The sequence below is a fragment of the Shigella sp. FJ200513 genome (assembly GCF_040495915.1).
Taxonomy (GTDB): Bacteria; Pseudomonadota; Gammaproteobacteria; order Enterobacterales; family Enterobacteriaceae; genus ECMA0423.
Genome location: NZ_JBDYCV010000010.1, coordinates 27117 through 43715, shown reverse-complemented (window position 1 = coordinate 43715; position 16599 = coordinate 27117). Strand labels below are relative to the sequence as shown.

The 16599-nt window shown below is 50.8% G+C and carries 13 protein-coding genes and 1 pseudogene; 10 read left to right on the top strand and 4 right to left on the bottom strand.

The genetic code is table 11. The features are described from left to right. The first annotated feature begins 11 nt into the window (after positions 1 to 11). The 3 genes and pseudogenes from dgt to cdaR all read left to right on the top strand — a co-directional run bounded on the left by dgt (position 12) and on the right by cdaR (position 4394). Positions 12 to 1529 carry a dGTPase gene (dgt, locus tag ABZJ92_RS03955; protein ID WP_000057067.1) on the top strand — a complete coding sequence of 506 codons (1518 nt, stop codon included), beginning with the start codon at positions 12 to 14 and terminating at the stop codon, positions 1527 to 1529. A gap of 129 nt (positions 1530 to 1658) precedes the next feature. Then, entirely contained in the window at positions 1659 to 3083 is a 1425-nt protein-coding gene (degP, locus tag ABZJ92_RS03950; RefSeq protein WP_000742443.1) for a serine endoprotease DegP, read from the top strand. A 154-nt stretch (positions 3084 to 3237) separates the two neighbouring features. Further along, positions 3238 to 4394 (top strand): annotated as a pseudogene (cdaR, locus tag ABZJ92_RS03945) (DNA-binding transcriptional regulator CdaR). A gap of 88 nt (positions 4395 to 4482) precedes the next feature. On the opposite strand, the gene ABZJ92_RS03940 reads toward cdaR, so the two are convergent. The 4 genes from ABZJ92_RS03940 to map form a co-directional block, all read right to left on the bottom strand. Next, positions 4483 to 4869: a DUF3461 family protein gene (locus ABZJ92_RS03940; RefSeq protein WP_000272188.1), complete on the bottom strand. Its 387-nt coding sequence runs from the start codon at positions 4867 to 4869 to the stop codon at positions 4483 to 4485. Between the two features lie 313 nt (positions 4870 to 5182). After that, the gene (dapD, locus tag ABZJ92_RS03935; protein ID WP_001186650.1) at positions 5183 to 6007 is read right to left on the bottom strand and encodes a 2,3,4,5-tetrahydropyridine-2,6-dicarboxylate N-succinyltransferase; all 825 of its coding nucleotides are present in this window, start codon (positions 6005 to 6007) and stop codon (positions 5183 to 5185) included. Positions 6008 to 6037: 30 nt separating this feature from the next. After that, positions 6038 to 8710 (bottom strand): bifunctional uridylyltransferase/uridylyl-removing protein GlnD, encoded by a 2673-nt coding sequence (gene glnD, locus ABZJ92_RS03930; RefSeq protein ID WP_001094600.1) that lies wholly within the window; start codon positions 8708 to 8710, stop codon positions 6038 to 6040. 61 nt (positions 8711 to 8771) lie between these two features. Then, positions 8772 to 9566 carry a type I methionyl aminopeptidase gene (gene map / locus ABZJ92_RS03925; RefSeq protein WP_001018194.1) on the bottom strand — a complete coding sequence of 265 codons (795 nt, stop codon included), beginning with the start codon at positions 9564 to 9566 and terminating at the stop codon, positions 8772 to 8774. A gap of 367 nt (positions 9567 to 9933) precedes the next feature. Here map and rpsB point away from each other — a divergent pair, with 367 nt between their 5' ends. The 7 genes from rpsB (at position 9934) to cdsA (ending at position 16594) form a co-directional block, all read left to right on the top strand. Then, the gene (rpsB, locus tag ABZJ92_RS03920; protein WP_000246888.1) at positions 9934 to 10659 is read left to right on the top strand and encodes a 30S ribosomal protein S2; all 726 of its coding nucleotides are present in this window, start codon (positions 9934 to 9936) and stop codon (positions 10657 to 10659) included. Between the two features lie 257 nt (positions 10660 to 10916). Further along, the gene (gene tsf, locus ABZJ92_RS03915) at positions 10917 to 11768 is read left to right on the top strand and encodes a translation elongation factor Ts (protein WP_000818114.1); all 852 of its coding nucleotides are present in this window, start codon (positions 10917 to 10919) and stop codon (positions 11766 to 11768) included. Between the two features lie 146 nt (positions 11769 to 11914). Then, positions 11915 to 12640 (top strand): UMP kinase, encoded by a 726-nt coding sequence (gene pyrH, locus ABZJ92_RS03910; protein ID WP_000224573.1) that lies wholly within the window; start codon positions 11915 to 11917, stop codon positions 12638 to 12640. A 291-nt stretch (positions 12641 to 12931) separates the two neighbouring features. Continuing rightward, positions 12932 to 13489 (top strand): ribosome recycling factor, encoded by a 558-nt coding sequence (gene frr / locus ABZJ92_RS03905; RefSeq protein WP_000622418.1) that lies wholly within the window; start codon positions 12932 to 12934, stop codon positions 13487 to 13489. Positions 13490 to 13580: 91 nt separating this feature from the next. After that, positions 13581 to 14777, top strand: coding sequence for a 1-deoxy-D-xylulose-5-phosphate reductoisomerase (gene ispC, locus ABZJ92_RS03900; protein WP_000811938.1), 1197 nt, complete (start codon positions 13581 to 13583; stop codon positions 14775 to 14777). Between the two features lie 188 nt (positions 14778 to 14965). Continuing rightward, positions 14966 to 15724, top strand: a complete 759-nt coding sequence (gene ispU / locus ABZJ92_RS03895) for a (2E,6E)-farnesyl-diphosphate-specific ditrans,polycis-undecaprenyl-diphosphate synthase (RefSeq protein ID WP_001295562.1) — start codon at positions 14966 to 14968, stop codon at positions 15722 to 15724. Positions 15725 to 15736: 12 nt separating this feature from the next. Then, positions 15737 to 16594, top strand: a complete 858-nt coding sequence (gene cdsA, locus ABZJ92_RS03890; protein ID WP_000922446.1) for a phosphatidate cytidylyltransferase — start codon at positions 15737 to 15739, stop codon at positions 16592 to 16594. Positions 16595 to 16599 lie beyond the last annotated feature (5 nt).

Below are 16599 nucleotides of genomic sequence, written 5' to 3'. Positions count from 1 at the left end.
CGGGAGAGGACATGGCACAGATTGATTTCCGAAAAAAAATAAACTGGCATCGTCGTTACCGTTCACCGCAGGGCGTTAAAACCGAACATGAGATCCTGCGGATCTTCGAGAGCGATCGCGGGCGTATCATCAACTCTCCGGCAATTCGTCGTCTGCAACAAAAGACCCAGGTTTTTCCACTGGAGCGCAATGCCGCCGTGCGCACGCGTCTTACCCACTCGATGGAAGTCCAGCAGGTGGGACGCTACATCGCCAAAGAAATTTTAAGCCGTCTGAAAGAGCTTAAATTGCTGGAAGCATACGGCCTGGATGAACTGACCGGCCCCTTTGAAAGCATTGTTGAGATGTCATGCCTGATGCACGATATCGGCAATCCGCCGTTTGGTCATTTTGGCGAAGCAGCGATAAATGACTGGTTTCGCCAACGTTTGCACCCGGAAGATGCCGAAAGCCAGCCTCTGACTGACGATCGCTGCAGCGTGGCGGCACTACGTTTACGGGACGGGGAAGAACCGCTTAACGAGCTGCGGCGCAAGATTCGTCAGGACTTATGTCATTTTGAGGGGAATGCACAAGGCATTCGTCTGGTGCATACATTGATGCGGATGAATCTCACTTGGGCACAGGTTGGCGGTATTTTAAAATATACCCGTCCGGCGTGGTGGCGTGGCGAAACGCCTGAGACACATCACTATTTAATGAAAAAGCCGGGTTATTATCTTTCTGAAGAAGCCTATATTGCCCGCTTGCGTAAAGAACTTAATTTGGCGCTTTACAGTCGTTTTCCATTAACGTGGATTATGGAAGCTGCCGACGACATCTCCTATTGTGTGGCAGACCTTGAAGATGCGGTAGAGAAAAGAATATTTACCGTTGAGCAGCTTTATCATCATTTGCACGAAGCGTGGGGCCAGCATGAGAAAGGTTCGCTCTTTTCGCTGGTGGTTGAAAATGCCTGGGAAAAATCACGCTCAAATAGTTTAAGCCGCAGTACGGAAGATCAGTTTTTTATGTATTTACGGGTAAACACCCTAAATAAACTGGTACCCTACGCGGCACAACGATTTATTGATAATCTGCCTGCGATTTTCGCCGGAACGTTTAATCATGCATTATTGGAAGATGCCAGCGAATGCAGCGATCTTCTTAAGCTATATAAAAATGTCGCTGTAAAACATGTGTTTAGCCATCCGGATGTCGAGCAGCTTGAATTGCAGGGCTATCGGGTCATTAGCGGATTATTAGAGATTTATCGTCCTTTATTAAGCCTGTCGTTATCAGACTTTACTGAACTGGTAGAAAAAGAACGGGTGAAACGTTTCCCTATTGAGTCGCGCTTATTCCACAAACTCTCGACGCGCCATCGGCTGGCCTATGTCGAGGCTGTCAGTAAATTACCGTCAGATTCTCCTGAGTTTCCGCTATGGGAATATTATTACCGTTGCCGCCTGCTGCAGGATTATATCAGCGGTATGACCGACCTCTATGCGTGGGATGAATACCGACGTCTGATGGCCGTAGAACAATAACCAGTCTTTTGTAAAGACGAACAATAAATTTTTACCTTTTGCAGAAACTTTAGTTCGGAACTTCGGGCTATAAAACGAATCTGAAGAACACAGCAATTTTGCGTTATCTGTTAATCGAGACTGAAATACATGAAAAAAAACACATTAGCACTGAGTGCACTGGCTCTGAGTTTAGGTTTGGCGTTATCTCCGCTCTCTGCAACGGCGGCTGAGACTTCTTCAGCAACGACAGCCCAGCAGATGCCAAGCCTTGCACCGATGCTCGAAAAGGTGATGCCTTCAGTGGTCAGCATTAACGTAGAAGGTAGCACAACCGTTAATACGCCGCGTATGCCGCGTAATTTCCAGCAGTTCTTCGGTGATGATTCTCCGTTCTGCCAGGAAGGTTCTCCGTTCCAGAGCTCTCCGTTCTGCCAGGGGGGCCAGGGCGGTAATGGCGGCGGCCAGCAACAGAAATTCATGGCGCTGGGTTCCGGCGTCATCATTGATGCCGATAAAGGCTATGTCGTCACCAACAACCACGTTGTTGATAACGCGACGGTGATTAAAGTCCAGCTGAGCGATGGTCGTAAGTTCGACGCGAAGATGGTTGGCAAAGATCCGCGCTCTGATATCGCGCTGATCCAAATCCAGAACCCGAAAAAACTGACCGCAATTAAGATGGCGGATTCTGATGCACTGCGCGTGGGTGATTACACCGTAGCGATTGGTAACCCGTTTGGTCTGGGCGAGACGGTAACTTCCGGGATTGTCTCTGCGCTGGGGCGTAGCGGCCTGAATGCTGAAAACTACGAAAACTTCATCCAGACCGATGCAGCGATCAACCGTGGTAACTCCGGTGGTGCGCTGGTTAACCTGAACGGCGAACTGATCGGTATCAACACCGCGATCCTCGCACCGGACGGCGGCAACATCGGTATCGGTTTTGCTATCCCGAGTAACATGGTGAAAAACCTGACCTCGCAGATGGTGGAATACGGCCAGGTGAAACGCGGTGAGCTGGGTATTATGGGGACTGAGCTGAATTCCGAACTGGCGAAAGCGATGAAAGTTGACGCCCAGCGCGGTGCTTTCGTAAGCCAGGTTCTGCCTAATTCCTCCGCTGCAAAAGCGGGCATTAAAGCGGGTGATGTGATCACCTCACTGAACGGTAAGCCGATCAGCAGCTTTGCCGCACTGCGTGCTCAGGTGGGTACTATGCCGGTGGGCAGCAAACTGACCCTGGGCTTACTGCGCGACGGTAAGCAGGTTAACGTGAACCTGGAACTGCAGCAGAGCAGCCAGAATCAGGTTGATTCCAGCTCCATCTTCAACGGCATTGAAGGCGCTGAGATGAGCAACAAAGGCAAAGATCAGGGCGTGGTAGTGAACAACGTGAAGACGGGCACTCCGGCTGCGCAGATCGGCCTGAAGAAAGGTGATGTGATTATTGGTGCGAACCAGCAGGCAGTGAAAAACATCGCTGAACTGCGTAAAGTTCTCGACAGCAAACCGTCTGTGCTGGCACTGAACATTCAGCGCGGCGACAGCACCATCTACCTGTTAATGCAGTAATCTCCCTCAACCCCTTCCTGAATACGGGAAGGGGTTCTCCTTACAATCTGTGAACTTCGCCACAACTCCATACATCTTCATCATCCTTTGGGCATTTGCACAATGCCGTACGTTACGTACTTCCTTATGCTAAGCCGTGCATAACGGAGGACTTATGGCTGGCTGGCATCTTGATACCAAAATGGCGCAGGATATCGTGGCACGTACCATGCGCATCATCGATACCAATATCAACGTAATGGATGCCCGCGGGCGAATTATCGGCAGCGGCGATCGTGAGCGTATTGGTGAATTGCACGAAGGTGCATTGCTGGTACTTTCACAGGGACGAGTCGTCGATATCGATGACGCGGTAGCACGTCATCTGCACGGTGTGCGGCAGGGGATTAATCTACCGTTACGGCTGGAAGGTGAAATTGTCGGCGTAATTGGCCTGACAGGTGAACCAGAGAATCTGCGTAAATATGGCGAACTGGTCTGCATGACGGCTGAAATGATGCTGGAACAGTCGCGGTTGATGCACTTGTTGGCGCAGGATAGCCGTTTGCGGGAAGAACTGGTGATGAACCTGATTCAGGCAGAGGAGAATACTCCCGCACTTCTGAATGGGCGCAACGGCTGGGGATCGATCTCAATCAACCGCGAGTGGTGGCTATTGTTGAGGTCGACAGCGGTCAGCTTGGCGTGGACAGCGCAATGGCGGAGTTACAACAACTGCAAAACGCGCTGACTACGCCCGAGCGTAATAATCTGGTGGCGATTGTCTCGCTAACCGAAATGGTGGTGTTGAAACCGGCGTTGAACTCTTTTGGGCGCTGGGATGCAGAAGATCATCGTAAGCGAGTTGAACAACTGATTACCCGCATGAAAGAGTACGGCCAGCTGCGTTTTCGCGTTTCACTGGGCAACTATTTTACCGGTCCTGGCAGTATTGCCCGATCCTATCGTACGGCGAAAACGACGATGGTGGTGGGTAAACAGCGGATGCCAGAAAGTCGCTGCTATTTTTATCAGGATCTGATGTTACCTGTGTTACTCGACAGTTTGCGTGGCGACTGGCAGGCCAACGAACTGGCGCGACCGCTGGCGCGGCTGAAAGCGATGGACAATAACGGCTTGCTGCGACGAACGCTGGCGGCGTGGTTTCGCCACAATGTGCAACCGCTGGCAACGTCAAAGGCGTTGTTTATTCATCGTAATACCCTGGAGTATCGGCTTAATCGTATATCGGAACTGACCGGGCTTGATTTGGGCAATTTTGATGACAGGTTGCTGCTGTATGTGGCGTTACAACTGGATGAAGAGCGGTAGATTATGCGTTAAGGTTGAGGCGGCGCTGGCTCATTCCCCTCAGCCCGAAGGGGAGAGGGGAATGCCCGAGTTAACCGTCAATTCGGGATTATTTACGCGTTAGTTTTTCCAGATCGGCTTCAATCTCGCTGATCTTATTGGTTACGACTGACTCCAGGTGACGTAAGTCGTCGAGGATCTTACGCTTAAGATCAACTTCGCTGCGGTCACGCTGACAGATTTGATCAAGCTCATCAATGATATACCGTAGATTCGGGCTGATTTCCTGGACTTCTTTATAACCCTGACCCACACCATCAGCGACGACCGTTTTACGCTGACGCGGATATTTAAACTTAACGCTCTTGGCGAAAAACTCGCCTTTGTCTTTCTGGAAATAGATTTTCAGAATATCGTTGTTGGCTTCCTGCCGGAGGCTGTAACGATCAATTTCTTCAGGATTGGTAATACCCAGACTTTTCAGATTGTCGTACATAGCGTTACCTCAAAATGAGTCAGTAAATTGTGCTTATTTTAGCATTTGGCTTGGCCCGCCCGGCTCGACTGTGATCGCAGAAAGCCTTTTTCTTCCAGACTTCTATCATGGCGTAAAAATCAAAAAATTACCTGCTTTATTGTGGCGATATTCCATGGGATGGATTAGCACATTTATCTTCGTTTTGCGAATTACATGACAGTCCGAAACAAGATGAAAAAGTATTTAAAAAAGGGGGAGGAAGAATGAGTAGGACGAATTATTCTGAGCCAGAAAGCATACGGGCAGCATCATGCTGCCCGTATATGTACTCTTAATCGATGGTACGCAGCAGTTCGTTAATGCCGACTTTGCCGCGAGTTTTCGCGTCAACTTTCTTAACGATAACCGCACAGTAGAGGCTGTATTTGCCATCTTTTGACGGCAGATTACCTGAAACAACCACAGACCCCGCCGGAACGCGACCGTAGTGGATTTCGCCGGTTTCACGGTCGTAAATACGGGTGCTCTGACCAATGTATACGCCCATAGAGATGACGGAACCTTCTTCGACAATCACCCCTTCAACCACTTCAGAGCGTGCGCCAATGAAGCAGTTATCTTCAATAATGGTCGGGTTAGCCTGCAGCGGCTCCAGCACGCCGCCGATGCCCACGCCACCGGAAAGGTGGACGTTTTTACCAATCTGCGCACAAGAACCGACGGTCGCCCAGGTATCAACCATGGTGCCTTCATCAACATATGCGCCGATGTTAACGTAAGACGGCATCAGCACGGTGTTACGGGCAATAAACGCACCCTGACGTACCGCCGCTGGTGGCACAACGCGGAAGCCTTCTTTCTGGAAACGTGCTTCGTCGTAGTCGGCGAATTTCATCGGCACTTTGTCGAAGTAGCGGCTTTCTGCCCCTTCGATCACCTGATTATCATTAATACGGAAAGAGAGCAGCACCGCTTTTTTCAACCACTGATGCGTCACCCACTGACCGTCAATTTTTTCCGCTACACGCAGTGCGCCGGAATCCAGCAGGGCGATCACCTGATTTACCGCTTCGCGGGTAACGGTGTCTGCATTGGCTGGCGTGATCTCGGCACGGCGTTCAAAAGCGGTTTCAATAATGTTCTGTAACTGCTGCATTGTTAAACTCTTTTCATATCAGTAAACACATCACCCTTTATCGTTTGGATTGAGGGCCTCTGTCAACCGCTGATGCACTTCCTGCTGCAACTCGTTATTAAGCGCACGCCGGTCAGCGGTGGCAATTATGAATAAATCTTCTACTCGCTCGCCAATGGTTGTAATTCGGGCACCATGAAGCGAAATTCCCAGATCGGCAAAAATTTTCCCGACTCGCGCCAGCAGTCCAGGTTGGTCGAGGGCGATCAGTTCGAGGAACGATTTGCGGTCGGTATGGGTCGGCAAAAACGTTACTTCGGTTTCAACAGTAAAATGGCGTAATTTGGCGGGTTGGCGACGGGGCTGCGGTGGCTGCCAGCTACTTTGCGTCAGCACCTGCTCCAGACCAAACCGAATAACCTCATGGCGATCTGCGGACAGCGGGCTGCCATCGGGTTCCAGCACGATAAAGGTATCCATCGCCATACCGTCGCGAGTGGTGAAAATTTGTGCGTCGTGAACACTTAAATTGCGGCGGTCTAATTCGGCACAGACGGCGGCAAACAGATAGGGGCGGTCCGGGCTCCAGATAAAAATCTCGGTGCCTCCACGCGTAGCCTGCGGGCTAAGCAATACCAGCGGTTTGCTTAAATCATGCTGTAATAAATGGCGGGCATGCCAGGCCAGTTGATTTGGGCTATGGCGGACAAAATAGTTAGCACGACAGCGTGACCAAATTTGGTGCAGCGCCTCTTCGTCGATGTTATCCATGCGCAGTAGTGCCAGTGCCTGGAGTTGGTGATGGCGAACCCGTTCGCGCATATCCGGCGTGTTTTGCATTCCGCGTCGTAGCTGCTTTTCGGTGGCAAAATAGAGTTCGCGCAACAGACTTTGCTTCCAGCTATTCCACAGTGTTTCGTTGGTGGCGCAAATGTCAGCCACTGTCAGGCATACCAGATAGCGCAGACGATTTTCCGTTTGAACTTCTTCGGCAAACTGCTTGATGACTTCAGGGTCCTGAATATCGCGGCGTTGTGCTGTCACCGACATCAGCAAGTGCTGGCGAACCAGCCAGGCAACCAGCTGTGTTTCGCGTGAGTTCAGCCCGTGGAGTTCTGCAAAATGCACTACATCCTGAGCACCGAGAATGGAGTGGTCGCCGCCGCGTCCTTTGGCGATATCGTGAAACAGCGCGGCGATGAAAATCAGCTCAGTTGACGGCAGGCGCGGCCAGACGTCCACACACAACGGATGGCGCTGGCGCGTTTCTTCACTGGCAAAACTCTCCAGTTTCAGCATCACGCGGATAGTATGTTCATCCACCGTGTAGGCGTGGAACAGATCAAACTGCATCTGCCCGACGATATGCGACCATTGCGGCATATACGCGCCGAGCACGCTATGGCGATGCATTGGCAATAGTCCGCGCCGCACCGCTCCGGGGTGACGCAGAATGCTCAAAAACAGTTTTCGTGCTTGCGGAATATTACACAGCGGTTGTTGCAGATGGCGACGGGCATGGCGTAACTGGCGCAGCGTGGTGGAGTAAATGCCGGTGATCGCACTGTTGCGCACCATGGTGTAGAACATACGCAAGATGGCTTCCGGCTGGCGCATAAATAGTGTTTCATCACGCAGGTCGATTAGCGTACCGCGTAGCTGAAACTCATCGTCGAGTGGACGTGGTTTTTCGTCGGCGGGAAGGGCGAGGATGGCTTCATCGAACAGTTGCAGCAGCATCTGGTTGAGTTCACTGACGCGGCGTGTAACGCGGAAGTAATCCTTCATCATCCGCTCGACCGGTTCGTTGCCTTCACCACTGTAATTCAGACGCTGAGCGACGCTAAGTTGGCGATCGAATAACAGACGATTATCGTAACGGCTGACGACCAGATGCAGGGCAAAGCGAATACGCCACAGTATATGCAGACATTCGTTTAATTCCGCCCGCTCCGCTGAGGTTAAGAAGCCAAACCCGACCATTTCATCCAGCGATGTTGCGCCAAAATGACGGCGGGCCACCCATTGCAGAGTGTGAATATCGCGCAAGCCGCCAGGGCTACTTTTGATGTCTGGTTCAAGGTTGTAGCTGGTGCCATGGTAACGCTGATGGCGCTGGTTCTGTTCTTCAACTTTCGCTGCGTAGAACTTGTCGGAAGGCCAGAATCCTTCGCTAAAAATATGTTTTTGCAGTTCGAGGAAGAGCGCAACATCGCCAATTAATAAGCGGGATTCGATTAAATTGGTGGCGACGGTTAAATCCGATAACCCTTCCAACATGCACTCTTCAAGCGTGCGCACACTATGACCGACTTCCAGCTTTACATCCCAGAGCAGCGTTAACAGCTCGCCCACTTTTTGCGCCTGATCGTCCGGGAGCTTTTTACGGCTTAAAATCAGTAAATCGATGTCAGAAAGTGGATGCAGCTCGCCACGACCGTAGCCACCGACGGCAACCAATGCCAGGTCGGCAATCTGGCTGAATCCCGCTTCAATCCATAATCGTTGCAGGAGCTGGTCTATGAACTCGGTACGTGCCTCAATCAACTGTTCTGCAGAGATCCCATTGTCAAAGGCATCACCCAGCCAACGCTGGAAAGTATCGATATGGGCTTTTATCCCACAGACGGTTAATTCATCACGGGGCCAGGCGCATGGATTTTGCGGTTGACCGGGCAGGGTGGAGAGAGCGGTGTTTGCGTACTGTTCTGGAAGGGTATTCATTGTGCGCCACCCATAAGATTAAATTATCGCATTAAAAAAGCCGGCATTCGCCGGCTTCATCTTATTCGTCGTGCGAGATTATCGCCGGGATGGTGTCATCCTTGCGTAGCGTCAAAATTTCGCAGCCGTTATCAGTCACCACAATAGTATGCTCATATTGTGCAGACAAGCTGCGATCTTTGGTTTTTACCGTCCAGCCATCTTTCATGGTGCGGATCTCTTTTTTACCCGCGTTGACCATTGGCTCAATGGTGAACGTCATCCCCGGTTTCAGCACGACGTTGGTTTCACGGGAGTCATAGTGCAGCACCTGCGGTTCTTCATGGAAGCCGCGACCAATACCGTGTCCGCAATATTCACGAACGACGGAGAAGCCTTCTGCTTCGACAAATTTCTGAATCGCCGCACCGATTTCGCGCAGATTAATGCCTGGTTTTACCATGCGTAGCGCCAGGTACAGGCTTTCTTGCGTGATGCGGCACAGGCGTTCGCCCATGATGGTCGGCTTACCGACGATAAACATTTTCGAGGTATCGCCGTGGAAACCATCTTTGATTACGGTGACATCAATGTTAACGATATCGCCATCTTTCAGCAGCTTAGCATCGTCCGGGATACCGTGGCACACCACTTCATTAATAGAGATGCAAACGGATTTCGGATAGCCGTGATAGCCGAGGCAGGCAGAAACCGCGTGTTGTTCATTAACAATGTAATCATTACAGATGCGATCCAGCTCGCCGGTGCTGACGCCCGGTTTAACATACGGTTCGATCATCTCCAGCACTTCGGCAGCCAGTCGGCCAGCGACGCGCATTTTTTCGATATCTTCTGGGGTCTTGATTGAGATAGCCATTAATTCTGTCCATCAGCGTCGGTGATACCGACAATATATATGTAAGTGCCGTCAATGGTATCACACCCGGGCAAATTGAGAATCATTCTGAATTTCGCCAAACGTGCCACTGAAGGTTTTCTATAATAGAAAATTCGACGTCTGATGCTGTACACAGCGCCAACAATTATTGGTGTCCACGACGTATTTGTGGTATAAAGCGCGCCGGACTTCCGATCCATTTCGTATACACAGACTGGACGGAAGCGACAATCTCACTTTGTGTAACAACACACACGTATCGGCACATATTCCGGGGTGCCCTTTGGGGTCGGTAATATGGGATACGTGGAGGCATAACCCCAACTTTTATATAGAGGTTTTAATCATGGCAACTGTTTCCATGCGCGACATGCTCAAGGCTGGTGTTCACTTCGGTCACCAGACCCGTTACTGGAACCCGAAAATGAAGCCGTTCATCTTCGGTGCGCGTAACAAAGTTCACATCATCAACCTTGAGAAAACTGTACCGATGTTCAACGAAGCTCTGGCTGAACTGAACAAGATTGTTTCTCGCAAAGGTAAAATCCTTTTCGTTGGTACTAAACGCGCTGCAAGCGAAGCGGTGAAAGACGCTGCTCTGAGCTGCGACCAGTTCTTCGTGAACCATCGCTGGCTGGGCGGTATGCTGACTAACTGGAAAACCGTTCGTCAGTCCATCAAACGTCTGAAAGACCTGGAAACTCAGTCTCAGGACGGTACTTTCGACAAGCTGACCAAGAAAGAAGCGCTGATGCGCACTCGTGAGCTGGAGAAACTGGAAAACAGCCTGGGCGGTATCAAAGACATGGGCGGTCTGCCGGACGCTCTGTTTGTAATCGATGCTGACCACGAACACATTGCTATCAAAGAAGCAAACAACTTGGGTATTCCGGTATTTGCTATCGTTGATACCAACTCTGATCCGGACGGTGTTGACTTCGTTATCCCGGGTAACGACGACGCAATCCGTGCTGTGACCCTGTACCTGGGCGCTGTTGCTGCAACCGTACGTGAAGGCCGTTCTCAGGATCTGGCTTCCCAGGCGGAAGAAAGCTTCGTAGAAGCTGAGTAATAAGGCTTGATAACTCCCCCAAAATAGTTCGAGTTGCAGAAAGGCGGCAAGCTCGAGAATTCCCGGGAGCTTACATCAGTAAGTGACCGGGATGAGCGAGCGAAGACAACGCATCTGCGGCGCGAAATATGAAGGGGGAGAGCCCTTATAGACCAGGTAGTACACGTTTGGTTAGGGGGCCTGCATATGGCCCCCTTTTTCACTTTTATATCTGTGCGGTTTAATGCCGGGCAGATCACATCTCCGAGGATTTTAGAATGGCTGAAATTACCGCATCCCTGGTAAAAGAGCTGCGTGAGCGTACTGGCGCAGGCATGATGGATTGCAAAAAAGCACTGACTGAAGCTAACGGCGACATCGAGCTGGCAATCGAAAACATGCGTAAGTCCGGTGCTATTAAAGCAGCGAAAAAAGCAGGCAACGTTGCTGCTGACGGCGTGATCAAAACCAAAATCGACGGCAACTACGGCATCATTCTGGAAGTTAACTGCCAGACTGACTTCGTTGCAAAAGACGCTGGTTTCCAGGCGTTCGCAGACAAAGTTCTGGACGCAGCTGTTGCTGGCAAAATCACTGACGTTGAAGTTCTGAAAGCACAGTTCGAAGAAGAACGTGTTGCGCTGGTAGCGAAAATTGGTGAAAACATCAACATTCGCCGCGTTGCTGCGCTGGAAGGCGACGTTCTGGGTTCTTATCAGCACGGTGCGCGTATCGGCGTTCTGGTTGCTGCTAAAGGCGCTGACGAAGAGCTGGTTAAACACATCGCTATGCACGTTGCTGCAAGCAAGCCAGAATTCATCAAACCAGAAGACGTATCCGCTGAAGTGGTAGAAAAAGAATACCAGGTACAGCTGGATATCGCGATGCAGTCTGGTAAGCCGAAAGAAATCGCAGAGAAAATGGTTGAAGGCCGCATGAAGAAATTCACCGGCGAAGTTTCTCTGACCGGTCAGCCGTTCGTTATGGAACCAAGCAAAACTGTTGGTCAGCTGCTGAAAGAGCATAACGCTGAAGTGACTGGCTTCATCCGTTTCGAAGTGGGTGAAGGCATCGAGAAAGTTGAGACTGACTTTGCAGCAGAAGTTGCTGCGATGTCCAAGCAGTCTTAATTATCAAAAAGGAGCCGCCTGAGGGCGGCTTCTTTTTGTGCCCATCTTGTAAATTCAGCTAACCCTTGTGGGGCTGCGCTGAAAAGCGACGTACAATGTCGCTAGTATTAATTCATTTCAATCGTTGACAGTCTCAGGAAAGAAACATGGCTACCAATGCAAAACCCGTCTATAAACGCATTCTGCTTAAGTTGAGTGGCGAAGCTCTGCAGGGCACTGAAGGCTTCGGTATTGATGCAAGCATACTGGATCGTATGGCTCAGGAAATCAAAGAACTGGTTGAACTGGGTATTCAGGTTGGTGTGGTGATTGGTGGGGGTAACCTGTTCCGTGGCGCTGGTCTGGCGAAAGCGGGTATGAACCGCGTTGTGGGCGACCACATGGGGATGCTGGCGACCGTAATGAACGGCTTGGCAATGCGTGATGCACTGCACCGCGCCTATGTGAACGCTCGTCTGATGTCCGCTATTCCATTGAATGGCGTGTGCGACAGCTACAGCTGGGCAGAAGCTATCAGCCTGTTGCGCAACAACCGTGTGGTGATCCTCTCCGCCGGTACAGGTAACCCGTTCTTTACCACCGACTCAGCAGCTTGCCTGCGTGGTATCGAAATTGAAGCCGATGTGGTGCTGAAAGCAACCAAAGTTGACGGCGTGTTTACCGCTGATCCGGCGAAAGATCCAACCGCAACCATGTACGAGCAACTGACTTACAGCGAAGTGCTGGAAAAAGAGCTGAAAGTCATGGACCTGGCGGCCTTCACGCTGGCTCGTGACCATAAATTACCGATTCGTGTTTTCAATATGAACAAACCGGGTGCGCTGCGCCGTGTGGTAATGGGTGAAAAAGAAGGGACTTTAATCACGGAATAATTCCCGTGATGGATAAATAAGGGTAAGATTCCGCGTAAGTATCGCGGGGGCGTAAGTCTGGTTATAAGGCGTTATTGTTGCAGGCAGTTTGGTCACGGCCAGCGCGCAGCAACCGGAGCGTACAAAAGTACGTGAGGATGGCGAGCACTGCTCGGGGCCAAAATGGCAAATAAAATAGCCTAATAATCCAGACGATTACCCGTAATATGTTTAATCAGGGCTATACTTAGCACACTTCCACTGTGTGTGACTGTCTGGTCTGACTGAGACAAGTTTTCAAGGATTCGTAACGTGATTAGCGATATCAGAAAAGATGCTGAAGTACGCATGGACAAATGCGTAGAAGCGTTCAAAACCCAAATCAGCAAAATACGCACGGGTCGTGCTTCTCCCAGCCTGCTGGATGGCATTGTCGTGGAATATTACGGCACGCCGACGCCGCTGCGTCAGCTGGCAAGCGTAACGGTAGAAGATTCCCGTACTCTGAAAATCAACGTGTTTGATCGTTCAATGTCTCCGGCCGTTGAAAAAGCGATTATGGCCTCCGATCTCGGCCTGAACCCGAACTCTGCGGGTAGCGACATCCGTGTTCCGCTGCCGCCGCTGACGGAAGAACGTCGTAAAGATCTGACCAAAATCGTTCGTGGTGAAGCAGAACAAGCGCGTGTTGCAGTACGTAATGTGCGTCGTGACGCGAACGACAAAGTGAAAGCACTGTTGAAAGATAAAGAGATCAGCGAAGACGACGATCGCCGTTCTCAGGACGATGTACAGAAACTGACTGATGCTGCAATCAAGAAAATTGAAGCGGCGCTGGCAGACAAAGAAGCAGAACTGATGCAGTTCTGATTTCTTGAACGACAAAAACGCCGCTCAGTAGATCCTTGCGGATCGGCTGGCGGCGTTTTGCTTTTTATTCTGTCTCAACTCTGGATGTTTCATGAAGCAACTCACCATTCTGGGCTCGACCGGCTCGATTGGTTGCAGCACGCTGGACGTGGTGCGCCATAATCCCGAACACTTCCGCGTAGTTGCGCTGGTGGCAGGCAAAAATGTCACTCGCATGGTAGAACAGTGCCTGGAATTCTCTCCCCGCTATGCCGTAATGGACGATGAAGCGAGTGCGAAACTTCTTAAAACGATGCTACAGCAACAGGGGAGCCGCACCGAAGTCTTAAGTGGGCAACAAGCCGCTTGCGATATGGCAGCGCTTGAGGAGGTTGATCAGGTGATGGCAGCCATTGTTGGTGCTGCTGGGCTGTTACCTACGCTTGCTGCGATCCGCGCGGGTAAAACCATTTTGCTGGCCAATAAAGAATCACTGGTTACCTGCGGACGTCTGTTTATGGACGCCGTAAAGCAGAGCAAAGCGCAATTGTTACCGGTCGATAGCGAACATAACGCTATTTTTCAGAGTTTACCGCAACCTATCCAGCATAATCTGGGATACGCTGACCTTGAGCAAAATGGCGTGGTGTCCATTTTACTTACCGGGTCTGGTGGCCCTTTCCGTGAGACGCCATTGCGCGATTTGGCAACAATGACGCCCGATCAAGCTTGCCGTCATCCGAACTGGTCGATGGGACGTAAAATTTCTGTCGATTCGGCTACCATGATGAACAAAGGTCTGGAATACATTGAAGCGCGTTGGCTGTTTAACGCCAGCGCCAGCCAGATGGAAGTGCTGATTCACCCGCAGTCAGTGATTCACTCAATGGTGCGCTATCAGGACGGCAGTGTTCTGGCGCAGCTGGGGGAACCGGATATGCGTACGCCAATTGCCCACACCATGGCATGGCCGAATCGCGTGAACTCTGGCGTGAAGCCGCTCGATTTTTGCAAACTAAGTGCGTTGACATTTGCCGCACCGGATTATGAGCGTTATCCATGCCTGAAACTGGCGATGGAGGCGTTCGAACAAGGCCAGGCAGCGACGACAGCATTGAATGCCGCAAACGAAATCACCGTTGCTGCTTTTCTTGCGCAACAAATCCGCTTTACGGATATCGCTGCGTTGAATTTATCCGTACTGGAAAAAATGGATATGCGCGAACCACAATGTGTGGACGATGTGTTATCTGTTGATGCGAACGCGAGTGAAGTCGCCAGAAAAGAGGTGATGCGTCTCGCAAGCTGAGGATAATCCGGCTACAGAGAGTCGCGCTATTTGTTAGCGTAGGGCTTCAGTGATATAGTCTGCGCCATCTGATCGTAAGTAGTTGGCTTTATAAGGTCAGGTATGCCGTGGTTTTACACGGCTTTTTTTTGTATAGGCTTCAGTATTCCTGAGTACCGTAAACCCTGTCAGGGAATAAAAAACGCGTGATGTTGTCTGCTACTCAACCACTTAGCGAAAAATTGCCAGCGCATGGCTGCCGTCATGTTGCGATCATTATGGACGGCAATGGTCGCTGGGCAAAAAAGCAAGGGAAGATTCGTGCCTTTGGGCATAAAGCCGGGGCAAAATCCGTCCGCCGGGCTGTCTCTTTTGCGGCCAACAACGGTATTGAGGCGTTAACGCTGTATGCCTTTAGTAGTGAAAACTGGAACCGACCAGCGCAGGAAGTCAGTGCGTTAATGGAACTGTTTGTGTGGGCGCTCGATAGCGAAGTAAAAAGTCTGCACCGACATAACGTGCGTCTGCGTATTATTGGCGATACCAGTCGTTTTAACTCGCGTTTGCAAGAACGTATTCGTAAATCTGAAGCGCTAACAGCCGGAAATACCGGTCTGACGCTGAATATTGCGGCGAACTACGGTGGACGTTGGGATATAGTCCAGGGAGTCAGGCAACTGGCTGAAAAGGTGCAGCAAGGAAACCTGCAACCAGATCAGATAGATGAAGAGATGTTAAACCAGCATGTCTGTATGCATGAACTGGCCCCTGTAGATTTAGTAATTAGGACTGGGGGAGAGCATCGCATTAGTAACTTTTTGCTTTGGCAAATTGCCTATGCCGAACTTTACTTTACAGATGTTCTCTGGCCCGATTTCGATGAACAAGACTTTGAAGGGGCGTTAAATGCCTTTGCTAATCGAGAGCGTCGTTTCGGCGGCACCGAGCCCGGTGATGAAACAGCCTGATGGGGGTCGCTTTTGCTGAAGTATCGCCTGATATCTGCTTTTGTGTTAATACCCGTCGTCATCGCGGCGTTGTTTCTGTTGCCGCCGGTGGGGTTCGCCATTGTAACGCTGGTGGTCTGCATGCTGGCAGCGTGGGAATGGGGACAGCTTAGCGGTTTTACCACTCGTTCGCAGCGAGTATGGTTGGCGGTGTTATGCGGGTTATTGTTGGCGCTGATGCTTTTTCTGTTGCCGGAATATCACCGAAATATTCATCAACCGCTGGTTGAAATCTCACTTTGGGCTTCGTTGGGTTGGTGGATTGTCGCGCTATTGCTGGTGCTGTTTTACCCAGGTTCCGCAGCAATCTGGCGTAACTCTAAAACATTGCGCCTTATTTTTGGCGTGCTAACCATTGTTCCCTTCTTCTGGGGCATGCTGGCGTTACGGGCCTGGCACTATGACGAGAATCATTACAGTGGCGCAATATGGCTGCTCTATGTCATGATCCTGGTATGGGGCGCTGACTCCGGCGCATATATGTTTGGCAAATTGTTTGGTAAACATAAGCTGGCACCGAAGGTTTCTCCGGGTAAAACCTGGCAAGGCTTTATAGGTGGACTCGCTACTGCAGCGGTAATCTCATGGGGTTATGGCATGTGGGCGAATCTCGACGTCGCTCCCGTCACCTTACTCATTTGCTCTATTGTCGCAGCGTTAGCCTCAGTGCTCGGCGATCTGACCGAGAGTATGTTTAAGCGTGAAGCAGGAATTAAGGACAGCGGTCATTTAATTCCAGGACACGGTGGTATTTTAGATCGTATTGATAGCCTGACGGCTGCGGTACCGGTCTTTGCTTGCTTGTTGTTACTGGTATTCAGGACGCTTTAACGGAA